General features: G+C 72.1%; 9 protein-coding genes. 3 read left to right on the forward strand and 6 right to left on the reverse strand.

Annotated elements, in window-relative coordinates:
• The first annotated feature begins 62 nt into the window (after positions 1 to 62).
• Positions 63 to 2,822: an aconitate hydratase AcnA gene (gene acnA, locus ACFV9Q_RS01345; RefSeq protein ID WP_377232810.1), complete on the forward strand. Its 2,760-nt coding sequence runs from the start codon at positions 63 to 65 to the stop codon at positions 2,820 to 2,822.
• Between the two features lie 65 nt (positions 2,823 to 2,887).
• On the opposite strand, the gene ACFV9Q_RS01350 is transcribed toward acnA, so the two are convergent.
• The 6 genes from ACFV9Q_RS01350 to ACFV9Q_RS01375 form a co-directional block, all read right to left on the reverse strand.
• Positions 2,888 to 3,775 (reverse strand): arginase family protein, encoded by an 888-nt coding sequence (locus ACFV9Q_RS01350; protein ID WP_377232811.1) that lies wholly within the window; start codon positions 3,773 to 3,775, stop codon positions 2,888 to 2,890.
• 119 nt (positions 3,776 to 3,894) lie between these two features.
• Complete coding sequence (locus ACFV9Q_RS01355) at positions 3,895 to 5,781, reverse strand: OmpL47-type beta-barrel domain-containing protein (protein WP_377232812.1); 1,887 nt, start codon at positions 5,779 to 5,781, stop codon at positions 3,895 to 3,897.
• A gap of 29 nt (positions 5,782 to 5,810) precedes the next feature.
• Positions 5,811 to 9,791 (reverse strand): ThuA domain-containing protein, encoded by a 3,981-nt coding sequence (locus tag ACFV9Q_RS01360; protein WP_377232813.1) that lies wholly within the window; start codon positions 9,789 to 9,791, stop codon positions 5,811 to 5,813.
• A gap of 34 nt (positions 9,792 to 9,825) precedes the next feature.
• Positions 9,826 to 10,887: a multicopper oxidase domain-containing protein gene (locus tag ACFV9Q_RS01365; RefSeq protein WP_377232814.1), complete on the reverse strand. Its 1,062-nt coding sequence runs from the start codon at positions 10,885 to 10,887 to the stop codon at positions 9,826 to 9,828.
• A gap of 348 nt (positions 10,888 to 11,235) precedes the next feature.
• Entirely contained in the window at positions 11,236 to 11,853 is a 618-nt protein-coding gene (locus ACFV9Q_RS01370) for a hypothetical protein (RefSeq protein WP_377232815.1), read from the reverse strand.
• Positions 11,854 to 11,996: 143 nt separating this feature from the next.
• The gene (locus ACFV9Q_RS01375; RefSeq protein ID WP_377232816.1) at positions 11,997 to 12,941 is read right to left on the reverse strand and encodes an alpha/beta fold hydrolase; all 945 of its coding nucleotides are present in this window, start codon (positions 12,939 to 12,941) and stop codon (positions 11,997 to 11,999) included.
• Positions 12,942 to 13,021: 80 nt separating this feature from the next.
• Between ACFV9Q_RS01375 and ACFV9Q_RS01380 the strand changes: the two genes are divergently transcribed.
• Together ACFV9Q_RS01380 and ACFV9Q_RS01385 are read left to right on the forward strand one after the other, a co-directional pair.
• On the forward strand, positions 13,022 to 13,654 hold the full coding sequence (locus ACFV9Q_RS01380) for a TetR/AcrR family transcriptional regulator (protein ID WP_377232817.1): 633 nt from the start codon (positions 13,022 to 13,024) through the stop codon (positions 13,652 to 13,654).
• 51 nt (positions 13,655 to 13,705) lie between these two features.
• Positions 13,706 to 14,488 (forward strand): alpha/beta fold hydrolase, encoded by a 783-nt coding sequence (locus tag ACFV9Q_RS01385; RefSeq protein WP_377232818.1) that lies wholly within the window; start codon positions 13,706 to 13,708, stop codon positions 14,486 to 14,488.
• Positions 14,489 to 14,508 lie beyond the last annotated feature (20 nt).

Genomic DNA, 14,508 nt, shown 5'->3' on the forward strand with positions numbered 1-14,508 from the left:
CTTCGCGCGATGACCGCGCCTGTGAGAGCCGACGCACCGTCAGCCCCGCAGAAGGAGCCCGAGTGAGCACCGTGGACACGTTCGGATCAAAGGGAACGCTGGAGGTCTCCGGCAAGTCCTACGAGATCTTCCGGCTCAGTGCGGTCGAGGGAGTGGAGCGCCTCCCGTACTCGCTGAAGATCCTCGCCGAGAACCTCCTGCGCACCGAGGACGGCGCGAACATCACCGCCGACCACGTGCGTGCCCTCGCGTCCTGGGACCCGGACGCGCAGCCCGACACCGAGATCCAGTTCACGCCGGCGCGCGTGATCATGCAGGACTTCACCGGCGTGCCCTGCGTCGTGGACCTCGCCACGATGCGTGAGGCCGTCGCCGCGCTCGGCGGCGACGCCACGAAGATCAACCCGCTGGCCCCCGCCGAGATGGTCATCGACCACTCCGTGCAGATCGACGTCGCGGGCCGCGCCGACGCCTTCCAGCGCAACGTCGAGTTCGAGTACCAGCGCAACCACGAGCGCTACCAGTTCCTGCGCTGGGGCCAGACGGCGTTCGACGACTTCAAGGTCGTCCCGCCGGGCACCGGCATCGTGCACCAGGTCAACATCGAGTACCTGGCCCGCACCGTCATGACGCGTGAGGTCTCCGTGAACGGGGAGGCGCCGGTGCTGCGCGCCTACCCCGACACCTGCGTCGGCACCGACTCGCACACCACCATGGTCAACGGCCTGGGCGTGCTGGGCTGGGGCGTCGGCGGCATCGAGGCCGAGGCCGCGATGCTCGGCCAGCCCGTCTCGATGCTCATCCCGCGCGTGGTCGGCTTCAAGCTGAGCGGCTCGATCCCGGCGGCCGTGACGGCCACCGACGTCGTGCTCACGATCACGCAGATGCTGCGCCAGCACGGTGTGGTCGGCAAGTTCGTCGAGTTCTACGGCGAGGGCGTGGCCCAGGTGCCGCTCGCGAACCGCGCCACCATCGGCAACATGTCGCCGGAGTTCGGCTCGACGGCCGCGATCTTCCCGATCGACTCGGTCACGGTCGACTACCTGCGCCTGACGGGCCGCTCCGAGGAGCAGCTCGCCCTGGTCGAGGCGTACGCCAAGGAGCAGGGCCTGTGGCTCGACGCCGACTCGGCCGAGCCGGTCTTCTCCGAGTACCTCGAGCTCGACCTGTCCACGGTCGTCCCCTCGATCGCCGGGCCGAAGCGCCCGCAGGACCGCATCGAGCTGACGAACGCGAAGTCGGCGTTCCTGCACGACCTGCCGAACTACGCGCCCGAGTTCTCCGCGGGTGCCGACGAGGCGGGCGTCGAGTCGTTCCCCGCGTCCGACGCCCCGGCGCCGGCCACGAACGGCCGCAAGCACGTGCACGTCACGAACAGCGACGGCAAGGAGTTCGAGCTGTTCCACGGCGCGGTCGCGATCGCCTCGATCACGTCCTGCACCAACACGTCGAACCCGTCGGTCATGCTCGCCGCGGCGCTGCTCGCCAAGAACGCCGTCGAGAAGGGCCTCGTGTCCAAGCCGTGGGTCAAGACCTCCATGGCGCCGGGCTCGCAGGTCGTGACCAACTACTACGAGAAGGCCGGCCTCTGGCCGTACCTCGAGAAGCTGGGCTTCCACCTGGTCGGCTACGGCTGCGCCACCTGCATCGGCAACTCCGGCCCGCTGGACGAGAAGGTCTCCGAGGCCGTCAACGAGCACGACCTGTCGGTCGTCTCGGTGCTGTCGGGCAACCGCAACTTCGAGGGCCGCATCAACCCGGACGTCAAGATGAACTACCTGGCGTCCCCGCCGCTGGTCATCGCGTACGCCCTGGCCGGCACCATGGAGTTCGACTTCGAGCACGACCCGCTGGGTCGCGACGAGGCCGGCCACCCCGTGTTCCTGCGCGACATCTGGCCGTCGCCGGACGAGGTCCAGGCGACCATCGAGTCCTCGATCGACCGCAAGATGTTCGAGTCGGACTACGCCGACGTCTTCAAGGGCGACGAGCGCTGGGCCGCGCTGGAGACCCCCGAGGGCGACACGTTCGCCTGGGACAGCGAGTCCACGTACGTGCGCAAGCCCCCGTACTTCGACGGCATGGGCATGACGCCGGAGCCTGTCACCGACTTCTCCGGCGCCCGCGTGCTGGCCAAGCTCGGCGACTCGGTCACGACCGACCACATCAGCCCGGCCGGCTCGATCAAGCCGGACAGCCCGGCGGGCGTCTACCTCGCCGAGCACGGCGTGGGCCGCCGCGACTTCAACTCCTACGGCTCGCGCCGCGGTAACCACGAGGTCATGATCCGCGGTACGTTCGCGAACATCCGCCTGCGCAACCAGCTCCTCAACGACGTCGAGGGTGGCTTCACCTTCAACTTCGTGAAGGGCGCCCAGGACACGATCTACGACGCCGCGCAGGACTACGCCGCGGCCGGCACCCCGCTCGTGGTGCTCGGCGGCAAGGAGTACGGCTCCGGCTCGTCGCGCGACTGGGCCGCCAAGGGCACCGCGCTGCTGGGCGTCAAGGCCGTCATCACCGAGAGCTTCGAGCGGATCCACCGCTCCAACCTCATCGGCATGGGCGTGCTGCCGCTCCAGTTCCCGGCCGGCCAGAACGCCGACTCGCTGGGCCTGGACGGCACCGAGGTCTTCGACGTCACCGGTGTGACCGCGCTGAACGAGGGCGTCACGCCCGAGACGGTCAAGGTCACCGCGACCAAGGCCGACGGCTCGCAGGTCGAGTTCGACGCCGTGGTGCGCATCGACACCCCGGGCGAGGCGGACTACTACCGCAACGGCGGCATCCTGCAGTACGTGCTGCGGTCGTTGGTTTCGTAACGCGTCACCGACCGACGGCGCCCCGTCCCTCCTCGCGGAGGGGCGGGGCGCCGTCGTTCCCGGGATCAGGAGGCGCCGAGCGCGCCCGCCAGCAGCCGGACGACGCCGCGCAGGCCCGCCTCGTCCGCGTGGTCGGGGTTGACCTCCACGCAGGTCATGGCGACCAGGCCGGGGTCGGCGGCGAGGGTGCGCAGCACGCGGTCCAGGGTCGCCGGGACGAGGCCGCGGCCGTACGTCGGCACGTCGGCCACCGGGAGGGTCAGGAAGTCGAGCACGTCGACGTCGAGGTGCAGCACGAACGGGGTGCCGCCCACGGCGGCCAGGGCGCGGCGGGCGGCGTCCTCCGGGTCGGCGAGCACCTGCGCGGCGGGGATCCGGACCGCGGGGACGAGCCCGTGGACGTCCTCCTCGTCGTCCGAGTACCCGAGGTAGACGAGCCGGTCGGCCCTCAGCAGCGGGCGCCGGTGGCCGGCCGCGGCGAGCGGGGCCCAGGCGCCGGGCAGGTCGAGGAGGTGGGCGACGCCCATCGAGTCGAGGATCGGCTCGTCGGGGTGGTCGGGCGGGAGCTGGAGGTCCTGGCCGCCGTCCACGTACACGAGGGCCACGTCGGGGTGCCGCTCCGCGACGGCGTCGACCACCCCGAGGGCGACCGTGCACTCCCCGCCGAGCACGAGGGCCCGCTCGCCGCGGGCCAGGACCGCGCCGACGCGCCGCCGCACGCCGCGCAGGCCGTCGATCACGCGGCCGACGTCGTTCGGCTCGCCCGGCGCGCGGTGGGCGCGCCAGGTCGCGGTCGGCAGGTCGCCGTCGTCCCGGACGTCGACGCCGGCGGCCGCCAGGGCGCCGAGCAGCCCGGCCGCGCGCAGGGCGGCCGGGGCCTTCTCCAGCCCGCGGGAGTGCGCCGCGGCGCTGGACGGCACACCGACAACTGCCCAACCGGCCGTGGACGTCATCCGCCCAGTGTGCCCAGGACGGGCTCGGCGCACCAGGGAGAACGGCGGAGCGGACCGCCTGCCCGGGGGCAGACGGTCCGCTCCGTCTCAAGGGTCGTGCCTGTCCTGCCGGGCCGGTGCTAGCGCCCGACGTCGGACTGGCGGGCGGCCCGGACCAGCTTCGTCACCTCCTGTGCGGTCAGCACGTCGGCGTCGTCGAGCTGGTCGGCGACCTGCTGCACGTGGCTCACGAACGCGGTGTGGCTGACCCACCCGCCGTCCGCGTCGACCAGGTCGGCGACCGTGCACCCGTTGCCGGTGTCGTAGTTGGTCACCTTGCTGTCCTTGTTGCCGATGATCACCGTGGCGCGCTCGTCCGAGACGGGGCAGGCGTCGATCGCGCCGCGGGCGACGTCGAACCGCAGGGTGCCGGTCCGGGTCACGTTGCCCGCGTTGTCGGTGGCCCGGTACGCGAACGCGTGCGACCCGGGCTCCGTGACCTTAACGGCGCCGGTGTACTCCCGGAAGGCGGTGTCGTCGAGCGCGTACTCGATGAACGCCACCCCCGACTCGTCGTCCCGGGCGGTGATGGTGACCGTCGCGGACCCGAGGTAGAAGCCCTCGTCGTCCTGGTCGCCGTCCACCTGGGCCGACGCGATCGGCTGCGTGGTGTCCGGCGGGTCCTGCCCGTCCACCACGACCAGCTCGACGCTCCCGGGCTCCGACGTGTTGCCCGCGGCGTCCGTTGCCCGGTAGGCCACCTCGTGGGCGCCGGTGACGTCCACGACCACGGGCTCCGTGTAGTCCGTCCAGCCGTCGCCGTCCAGGTTGTACTCGACGGACTCGACGCCCGACCCGGCGTCCTCGGCGAGGATCGCGACCGTCGCCGACGCGATGTACGCGCCGTCGGCGTCCTGCTCGCCGGTGACCTGGGTCGTGACGGTGGGCGCCGTCTCGTCGACCGGGGGTGCCTCGACCACGGTGAACGTGGCCGAACCCGGCTCCGAGACGTTGCCGGACCGGTCCGTGGCCCGGTAGGCCACGGTGTGCTCGCCCGGGGTGTCGACGACGACGGGCGTGGTGTACGCCGCCCAGCCGGCCCCGTCGAGGTCGTACTCGATGCCCGCCACACCCGATCCGGGGTCCCTGGCCGTGAGGTTCAGGGTGCCGGACCCGACGTAGGCGCCGTCCGCGTCGAGGTCCCCGGTCACCTCGGCGGTGACCTCCGGCGGCGTGGTGTCCTCGCCGTCGGGGGCGACGACCGTGACGTGCAGCATCTCCGGCTCGGAGACGTTGCCCGCCGCGTCGGTGGCCCGGTACTCCAGCATGTAGGTGCCGGGCTCGTCGAGCACGACCGGCGCGGTGTACAGGGTGTACCCGGCGCCGTCCAGGTCGTACTCCACGGACTCGACGCCCGAGCCGTCGCCGTCGTCGGCCGCGAGGCTCACGCTCGCGGAGCCGACGTAGGCGCCCTCGTCGTTCTGGTCACCGGCGACGTCCGCCGTGACCGTGGGGGCGGTGGTGTCGTCGCCACCGCCGCCCTCGGTGACCACGAGCTCGCCCACCATGGTGCTGTGCCCCGGGATGGCGCAGAAGTACCGGTACGTGCCCGGGGTCAGGTTGACCTCGGCCTCGTAGCGGCCGCCGTTGGCGTCCAGGGGGTTGGCCAGGATGTCCAGGGTGACGTCCTGGTTGTAGCCCGGGGTGCCCGTGTCGAACGTCAGGGTGTGGGACATCCCGATGTTGTTGCCGGTCGCCGTGCTGTTCTCGAACACGATGGTGGTCGGCCCGGCGGCCGCCGTCGTGGGTGCCGACCTGTACGCCGAGACGCTCGCGCTCGCGGTGAAGTTCAGCACCTGGTCGGCCTGGGCGGCCGGGTCGGCCGCCTGGGTGGCGGCCCGGTCCGGCGCGACGTCGGCGACGGGCTTGACGGTGGTGGTCTCGGCGGCGGTGGCCGGTGCCAGCGGCAGCGCCACGAGGGCGCCGACCGCCGCCACCGCCAGCAGGCGGGACAGTCTGTGTCGCATGGGTGTTCCTCTCGTCTCCGCGGGCCCGGTCACAGGTCACGCACCCGGATGTTGCGGAACTCCATGGCGTCCGCGTCGCTGTGGTTCTGCAGACCGATGTAGCCGCGCAGGAACTGCCGCAGGTCGGTCGGCGGGTCACCGGCGCGCGAGGACTCCTTGCCCGGTGAGTTCTCGAACTCGTTGATCACCTCGCCGTTGCGGATGATCGTGTACTGCTGGCCGACCACCTGGATCTCGTAGGTGTTCCACTCGCCCTTCGGGGTCACCCCGGCGTCCTGAAGCGTGTTGGGGTCGAAGTTGTACACCGAACCCGTCTTCTGGACCTCGCCCGTGGGGCCGTCGTAGAGCTGGATCTCGTGGCCGCAGTAGATCGCCACCCAGGCCTCGGCGTCGGTGCCCTGCCCGCACTCGGGCCGGTCGTCACGCGCCACCCGCGGGTCGGGGAACCGCGTGAAGACGCCGCTGTTGGCGAACCGTCCCTCCGGCGCGACGTCCTTGAACTCCAGCTTCAGCGAGAAGTCGCCGAGCTCCTCGCCCGGGTGCCAGAGCATGCCGAGCCCGCCGGTGGACAGGATCGACCCGTCGTCCTTCAGGTCGAACTTGCCGCCCGGGGCCTGCCGCCAGTCCGCGAGCTGCTCGGCCGTGCCGTCGAACAGCCACCGGTAGCCGGTGCTGCCCTCCGCCCCGATGCCGGACGACTTCGCCGCGCTGATCAGCTTCTTGCGCTCGGCGACCGTGATCACCTTGTCGGCCCGGAGCTGGTCGGCCACGGCCGTGACGTGGTTGACGAACCGGCCGTTCGTGTCCCACTCGCGCTCGTCCTGGACGAGGTCGTTGATCGTGCAGCCGCCCAGGTCGTCGTTGGTGACGCCGCTGTCGGTGTCACCGAACCACACGGTGCCCCGGTCGTCCGGGATGGTGCAGGTGGTCTCGGCCGCGACCTCGACCGTGGACGTCTCGCCGTCGGCGTAGGTCACCGTCAGCGTGGCGTCGTAGCTGCCCACGCGGGCGTAGGTGTGCCGCGGGTTGGCCTCGGTCGAGGTGCTCCCGTCCCCGAAGTCCCAGGCGTACGAGACGCCGCCCGAGCGGTCACCGGTGAAGGCGACGGTCAGCGGGGAGCTCTGCACGCTCGTGCCGGACGCGGCCGGCACCGGGGTGGGAGCCCCGCCCTTGTAGCTGATCCGGACGAGCTTCTGGTTCGGGTGCAGGGAGAAGAAGCCGCCCGCGTAGTCCAGCAGGTACAGGGCGCCGTCCGGACCGAACTTGGCGTCCATCCAGCTCTGCACCTGCTCGTTGCCCGCGCCGCCCTGGATGATCTTGCGCAGGTCCTCGGCGAAGACCGGGGGACCGGCCTCGTCGACCGTGTCCGGGTTCACCGTGACGGCGATCCGGTTGCTCGCGTTCGACTGGTCGCCGATGAACCACTTGTTGTCCCAGTACGCGGGCCAGGCGACTCCGCTGTCGGTGTCCACCTCGGACCGGTGGTACGTGGGACCGTCCATCACGGCCTGACCGCCGCCCCGCAGGTACGGCTGGGTGTACGTGGCCTCCTCGTCGACGTACGACGGGATGCCGTCCTCGTTCTTCGGGAAGACCGGGCCGCCGCCGCTGGGCGAGTACCAGATCATGTTGTCGCGCACGGGCGGCAGGTCCACCAGGCCCGTGTTGCGGGGCGACGTGTTCTTCGGGTGGTCGCAGTCGTACCAGCCCGTGAGCACCGTGGCGTCCTCGTTGCTGCGGTCGCGGTAGGGCTGCCGGTTGCCCATGCAGTAGGGCCAGCCCTGGTTGCCCGCCGAGGTGATGATGGTCGCGGTCTCGTACTTGGCCGGCCCGAGCTCCGGGTCCGGCGCGCCCGCGTCCGGGCCCACCCAGGCCGCCGTCAGCCAGTCGTTCTTCTTGTCGTAGGCCAGGCGCGAGATGTTCCGCACGCCCATCACGTAGATCTCCGGGCGCGTCTTGTCACCCGGGTCGTCCGCCTCGGGGAAGAGGTTGCCCTCGGGGACCGTGAACGTGCCGTCGTCCTCCGGGTGGATCCGCAGGATCTTGCCGTTCAGGTCGTTCGTGTTGCCGGCCGTGCGGCGCGCGTCCTGGAACGAGAGGCCCGCGAACTCCTGCGTCCAGTTGTTGCCGGAGTAGCCGTTCGACCCGCCCGAGGAGTTGCTGTCGCCGGACCCGATGTACAGGTTGCCGTCGTTGTCGAAGTCCATGCCGCCGCCCGCGTGGCAGCAGCTGTGGATCTGCGTCTCCCAGTGCAGCAGGTCCTTGCGGGTGGACTGGTCGATCGTGTCGGCCGCCGCGTCATAGGTGAAGCGCGAGACCGTGCGCTGGCCCACGCGCTTCACGACGTCGATCGACTCGTGCGGCATCCAGTAGGCGTAGAGCCAGTGGTTGTCCTCGAAGTCGGGGTCCAGCGTGATGCCGAGCAGCCCCTCCTCGTTCTTGACCAGCTCGCTGCCGCTGCCGCGGTTACCCATCACGTCCAGCGTGGTCAGCAGCTTGGTCTCGCCCGCCTCGGGGTCCCAGCGGTGGATCGTGCCGCAGCCCAGCCCCACGTTCGGGTCGTCCCACGAGACGATCGGGCCGGACGGGCAGGCGCCCTTGCCGACGTAGAAGACGCCGCCGTCGGGTGCGACGGTGAGCCCGTGCGGCTCGCCGATCTGGTCGAGCGTGCCCGCGGTGTTCTGCGCGGTCAGACGCTCGGCCTCGTAGTTCGCCGCGATGGTCGCCTGGCAGTCGCCGCGCACCATGCCGGCCGCCCAGAGCAGGCCGCCCAGCAGGTGGTCCCGGAAGCCCTCCTCCGCGTAGCTCGCCGCGGTGCCGCCCATGCCGGTGTAGAACGAGCGGCCGCCGTCGTAGTCGCGGCACCACGAGATCGGGTGGAAGGCGCCGTTCGCACCCTCGCCCGGCTCGTAGTCCCACTCCTGGACCTGCGCCACCGTGTGCACGTCACCCGTCGGGTTCGGCGACCAGTTGAGCCACCGGTCCTCCCGGGTCCAGTTCAGGGGCAGCCCCTCGTTGGCGGGGTGCGCGCGGTCGACGACGTTCACCGTCGCCTCCTGCACCGGGACCTCGGGGTCCGGCTCCTCCTCGCCGGAGGTGTCGAAGAGCTGGATCTCGGCGAGCTGGGTGAGGTCCTCGCCCGCGTTCGCCGTGATGTCCAGCCGGTAGTGCTGGTAGGCCACGTCGTTGTCGACGTCGTAGTCGTTCGTGGCGAACCGGTCCGGGAAGTCCTCGCCCGCCTGCGTGTCCAGGTCGGTCCAGGTCTCGCCGTCCGTGGAGCCCTGCAACGTCCAGTCCTGCGGGTCACGGCCCTCGGAGTCGTTGGCCGAGGTGAGCGCGTACCGGGCGGCCGCGAGCGGCTCCTCCAGCTCGAGCTCGATCCACGCCGTCGGCTCGAACGCCAGCCACTTGGTGCGGGAGTCGCCGTCGATCAGGTTGGCGGCCACCTCGTTCGGCGCGTTCTCGGCGCTCGCGGTGGCGCTCGCCACCGGCAGGGGGTCGGGCAGGTTGCCCGCGGGCCGCGTGCCGATCAGGCCCGTGAACCACTGCGAGCGGGCCTGGGCGCGCGCGGCGTCGCGGACGCCGAGGAAGCCGCCGCCGCCCTGCACGTAGGCCTTGAGCGCGTCCTCCTGCGCGGTGCTCAGCTCGACGCCCTCGGCGGACAGGAAGACGACCCCGCGGTACTCCGCGAGGTTCTTGGCCGTGAACACCTTCGGGTCGCTGGCCGTGTGCACGGTGAACCCGTTCTCCGCACCGAGCTCCCGGATGGTCCGGGTCGCGACGGCGACGGGGTCGGCCTGGTCGGCGGCCGCGCCGTGGAACACGAGCACGGTGGGCTCGGCCGCGGCGGTCGTGGCGGCGGCGACGGGTGCGGCGGCCGCCGGTGCGGTCTCGACGGCCGTGTCGACGGCGGTGGCGCTCCGCTGGGCCGCGGCCGGCGTCGTCGACATCGTGGCGACGAGGGCGGCGCCGGCCACCGCGGCGATGATGCCTCTTCGGGTTCGTTCCATCACTGCTCCTTTGCGCGTGAACGGGGAGTAGGGGTCAGTGGCCGGCATGGGCAGCGGCTCCCGACTCGGTCTCGGTGGCGGACATATCGCTCATCGTGTGGCCGCCGTGCTCGTGGAACCGGTCGATCGCCGCCTGGGCGCCGGCGGGCATGCTGCCGTCGGCGTTGCGCACCAGGAAGATGCCGGCCATGCCGCCGTCCGAGTGGAACTGGACGTGGCAGTGGTACATCCACGCGCCCGCGCCCACGCCCTCGCCCGCCACGACCTGGAACCCGAACGAGGAGCCGGGGTTGAGGTCGCGGGTGTCGATCACCCGGGTGGGGTCGTCGGGGCCGGTCAGGTAGCCGGTGCGGTTGTCCGCCCAGCGGTGGGCGTGCACGTGGAACGTGTGGAGCTGGTCCCCGTGGCCGATCGCGATGAACTCGACCTTCTCGCCCTTGTTCGCCTCCAGCATCGGGGTGTCGGGGGCGATCTTGTTGTTGATGGTCATGTCGTTGAACACGACGGTGTGCTGGCGGTCGGGCAGCGTGTCGCCCGCGCGCCGCACCACGAGGGCGCCGTACAGGCCCGCGCGCAGCCCGGGGGTGCCGTGCTCGCCGCCCATCGCGTGGTCGTGGTAGTGCCAGTAGCCCGCGGAGCCCGCCATCCAGGTGCCGTCGGCGCGCTGCTTCGGCTTGTGGCTCTTCCAGACGTAGGTGCGGGTCTCGCCGGGCTCGTTGAACGAGTCGTTGAAGGGGCTGCCGTCCGAGTCGGTCGCGTAGTCCACGCCGTGCGGGTGGATCGACAGGCGCTTGTCGGTGGTGTTCACGAGCTCGACCTGGAGGGTGTCGCCCTCCCACATCTCCAGGATGGGGCCGGGGATCGTGGCCTTTCCGGGCGTGAGCCCGTAGCCGTACTGGCCCCCGGGCAGCGCCTCGGCGTACACGGTGATGTGCCGGGTCGTGCCGAGGGCCGCCGTCGAGACGGCGGCGGCCGAGTCGGAGCCGAGCGCCAGCGCCGCCGTCGGCGCCATGAGCCCGGCGAGGGTACCGGTCAGGATCGAGCGGCGGGACACGCCGCCGGACTGGGTTGGGGCGTCAGTGCTGTTCTCGGGCATGGGTCTCCGTTCGACACCGTCGGGCAGGCGGGAGTGCCGTCCCGGCGAGACAGAAGTTCGGGAGGGGACGGGCTCAGGCGCGCGAGGCCGGTGGCGTCGACGCGGTGAGTGACAGCGTTGTCACGAAGGTGGACCTCATCGTCGTTCCCTCCAGGGGTGCGTCACGTGGTCGTCGGCGACGGCGGCCACGCCCCCGTGGCAGGACGTACTCCACCGGGTGACTTTGTCGAACATAGGAGGACTTATGCCGACTGTCAAGCAAAAGATGGACAAACAGTGACAGGATTCGTCTATGCGACCAAGCAAAGATCCCGGTGGGTCGGGCGGCTCGCGGCGGGCCGGGCCTGGTCAGCCGAGCGCGAGCAGCAGCCAGGCCGCCGTCGCGACCAGGGTGGCGCCCGTCAGCAGCCCGGTCAGCGGGTGGGCGAGCGCCGCGGTGGGGCGGTGGCCGCGCGGCCGGGTGACCAGGCGGAGGATCCAGCCGAGCGGCCAGGCGAGGAGCGCGGCCGCGAGCCCGGCCGCGGCGCCGAGGTACAGGTTCGGCACGGCGAGGGTGTTCGCGACGATCCCCACCTGGAGCGCCGTGGACACCGCCACGACCGTCGGGATCAGGTGCAGCCGGGACTTGCCGGTGGTCACGCCGGCCTTGTCGGCGTCCTTCGCGGCGGCCCGGGCCCTGCGGTACCTGCTCGCGATCAGGCCGGTGCACAGCCGGGTCAGGCCGCCGTGCACGAGGAGGGCCGCCACGTAGATGCTCACGACCCGGCCGGTGACCACGCTGCCGTCGGGCCAGGCGCGGACCGCGGCCAGGGCGCCGAGCGCCGCGACCACGACGGCGAGCACCACACCGGCCACGGGGAGAAGCCGGGACCAGGGCCCGGAGTGCCGGACGGTCCAGGCGAACCAGAGGGCCGCCAGGACGCTGACCACCGTCGCTGCGAGGGCGCCGTCGCTCGTGTGCTCCATCGTCGTCCTACCTCCGGTTGAAATGGGTATAAACCGGACAGCAGGGTACGACGTCGTCGCAGGTCAGGGAAGGTTTCTGGTATCCGACTGGTGATGTCGGGGAGAGTTCACGCGCAGTTCACCGCGCGGGCGGCCCGCGCAGTTCACCGCGCGGGCGGCCGGTGGGCCGTCACGCGGGCGGTGGTGCGTGCCGGTGCCGCGAGGTGGTCGAGGATCCGCGACCGGACCGCCCGGTCGCCGAGGATCTTGTTGTGCCCCAGCCCGGTGGTCGTGAACAGCTCGCTCGAGTCCGCGTGCGCCTCGTGGAGCCGGACCGAGAGCGGGTGCGGGTTCACGCGGTCCCCGTCGTCGTGCAGCCAGAGGGTGGGCACGGACGCGGGCACGGTGTGCCGCAGCAGGTCGAAGCGCTCGTAGACGTCCGGGTGGTCGGGCAGGCCGTACCGCTGGGCGGCGCTCGCGAAGGCGTCGCGCAGCGCCCAGGGGATCCCGGCCCCGCGGACGAACCCGTCGGCCGTGACGCGGAACGAGGTGAGGCCTGAGATGGCAATGAACCGCTCGGCCTCGACGCCCTCGTGCAGCGCGATCCCGGCGCCGAGCACCCCGAGCGAGTGCCCGACGACGCCGGCCCACGGCGCGTTCTCGGCGTCGGACAGCCGGCGGATGACGGCGAGGTCGTCGAGCCCGGTGCGCCGCTGCCCGCCGGAGGAGCCGTGCCCGGGCGCGTCGTAGGCGACGACCCGGAGCCCGGCCCCGGTGAGGTCCTCGATGATCCGCCCGAACGCCGAGGCGCGGGACTGCCAGCCGTGCACCAGCAGGACGCCGGGCGCGCCGGGGTCGCCCCAGGCGTAGGTGGCCACCGTGACGGTCCCGCCGGCGCCGAGGCGGCCGTCCCGGCCGCGGCGGAACGTGGGGCGGTGCTCGAGCGGCGTGCGCCGTGCCGAGTCGTGGACGGCCTGGTCGGCGGCCCGGACCGGCGCCGGCGCCCCGACCCGCCAGTAGGTGGCCGCGCCGAGCGCCAGGGCGGCCGGGGGCGCGACGCGGCCGAGGGTGCGGAACAGGGCGCGGGCTGCGCGCCGGGACTGGGACACGGGGACCTCCGGGGGTGGCGATTAATCTGTACGAACGTTCGCACACTATCGAATGAGCGAACGGTCGTACACTCTCTTGTGTGAACGAGCCGACTGATCTGCGCCGCCTGCGCGGCGACCGCACGCGCCGAGCCGTGCTGGACCACGCGGTGCAGGAGGCGTCCGTCCGTGGGCTGGACGCGCTGTCCTTCGGCGCGCTGGCGGAGGCCGTACCGGTGAACAAGAGCGGGATCGCCGGCCTGTTCGGCTCGAAGGAGCGGCTCCAGCTCGCCGCCGTGGAGCGGGCGACCGAGATCTACACCGAGCACGTCATCGTCCGCGCGCGGTCGGCCGACCGCGGTCTCGCGCGCCTGTGGGCGCTCGTGCTGGCCTGGACCGAGTACTCGCGGGCGCGGGTGTTCCAGGGCGGGTGCTTCTTCCGCACCGTCGAGATCGAGTTCGACATGCGCGACGGCGCGGTGCACGACGCGGTCGTGGCGGCGCAGCGGTCCTGGGAGTCCTACTTGGTGCACCAGGCGCAGCTGGCGCTCGACGCGGGCGAGCTCGCCCCGGGCACCGACCCCGACCAGGTCGCCTTCGAGATCAACGCCCTGCTGAACGCGGCGAACGACCGGTCCGTGCTGCTCCGCGACGACGCCGTCTACGAGCGGGCGCTGGCGGCCGCACGGGCCCTGCTGGTGGCGCACGGCGCTGATCTCGCCACATTGCGGTAGAAACGTTCAATTGTTTCAAACCCGTATACATACCGTCGTTACCCTCTGTTCATGGCGATGTGGCAGGAAGTTCCCGGCGGCACCTCCCAACCACCCGCGGCCGTCGAGCTCGTCACGACCAGATGGGGCACCGGCCCGGGCCGGGCGCTGCTCCTGCACGGCATCGTGTCCGCCGGGGCCACCTGGTGGCGGCTCGCCGAGACCCTCGCCGACGACGGCTACGAGGTCGTCGCCCCGGACCTGCGCGGGCACGGGGCCAGCCCACGGGCGGAGTCCTACCTGCTCGCCGACCACGTCGCCGACGTCCGGGCCCTGGGCTCCGGCTGGGATCTCGTGGTGGGGCACAGCCTGGGCGGCCTGCTCGGCGCGCTGGCCGCGGACGCCGACCGGCGGTTCACCCGCCGGCTCGTGCTGCTCGACCCCGCGCTCGACGTCGAGGAGGACCGGTTCGAGGCCGTCTCCGAGGCGGAGATCCGGGACGCCACGCACCCGCCGTCGGCCCGGTCGGTGCAGGGCGCGCACGCGGCCTGGGACCGGCGGGACGCCGCGGCCGTGGCCGCCGCCGCGAAGGCGGCCGACGCCGCTGCCGTTGCGCACACCCTGCGCGACAACGCGCCCTGGCGGCACACCGCCGTCGTCACCCGCCTGACCGTGCCGACGCTCGTGCTGGGCGCCGACCCGGCCCGCGGCGCGCTGTTCCAGCCCCGGACCGGCGTCGAGCTGATGATCCGCAACCCCAGCGTGCGGGCGCGCGTCGTGGTGGGCGCCGGGCACGCGGTGCACCGCGAGCGGCCGTCGGCCGTGGCGACGGCGGTGCGGTCGTTCCTCTGGTGACGCGTCCAGGAGCGTCCCCG

This window comes from Promicromonospora sp. NPDC059942, from assembly GCF_042731755.1.
Classification (GTDB): Bacteria; Actinomycetota; Actinomycetes; order Actinomycetales; family Cellulomonadaceae; genus Promicromonospora.

What these genes read in the sequence shown, in the direction of transcription:
- ACFV9Q_RS01350 (WP_377232811.1), bottom strand. Translation starts at nt 3,775, where the DNA reads ATGACGTCCACGGCCGGTTGGGCAGTTGTCGGTGTGCCGTCCAGCGCC.
- ACFV9Q_RS01360 (WP_377232813.1), bottom strand. Translation starts at nt 9,791, where the DNA reads ATGGAACGAACCCGAAGAGGCATCATCGCCGCGGTGGCCGGCGCCGCC.
- ACFV9Q_RS01355 (WP_377232812.1), bottom strand. Translation starts at nt 5,781, where the DNA reads ATGCGACACAGACTGTCCCGCCTGCTGGCGGTGGCGGCGGTCGGCGCC.
- ACFV9Q_RS01370 (WP_377232815.1), bottom strand. Translation starts at nt 11,853, where the DNA reads ATGGAGCACACGAGCGACGGCGCCCTCGCAGCGACGGTGGTCAGCGTC.
- ACFV9Q_RS01385 (WP_377232818.1), top strand. Translation starts at nt 13,706, where the DNA reads ATGGCGATGTGGCAGGAAGTTCCCGGCGGCACCTCCCAACCACCCGCG.
- ACFV9Q_RS01365 (WP_377232814.1), bottom strand. Translation starts at nt 10,887, where the DNA reads ATGCCCGAGAACAGCACTGACGCCCCAACCCAGTCCGGCGGCGTGTCC.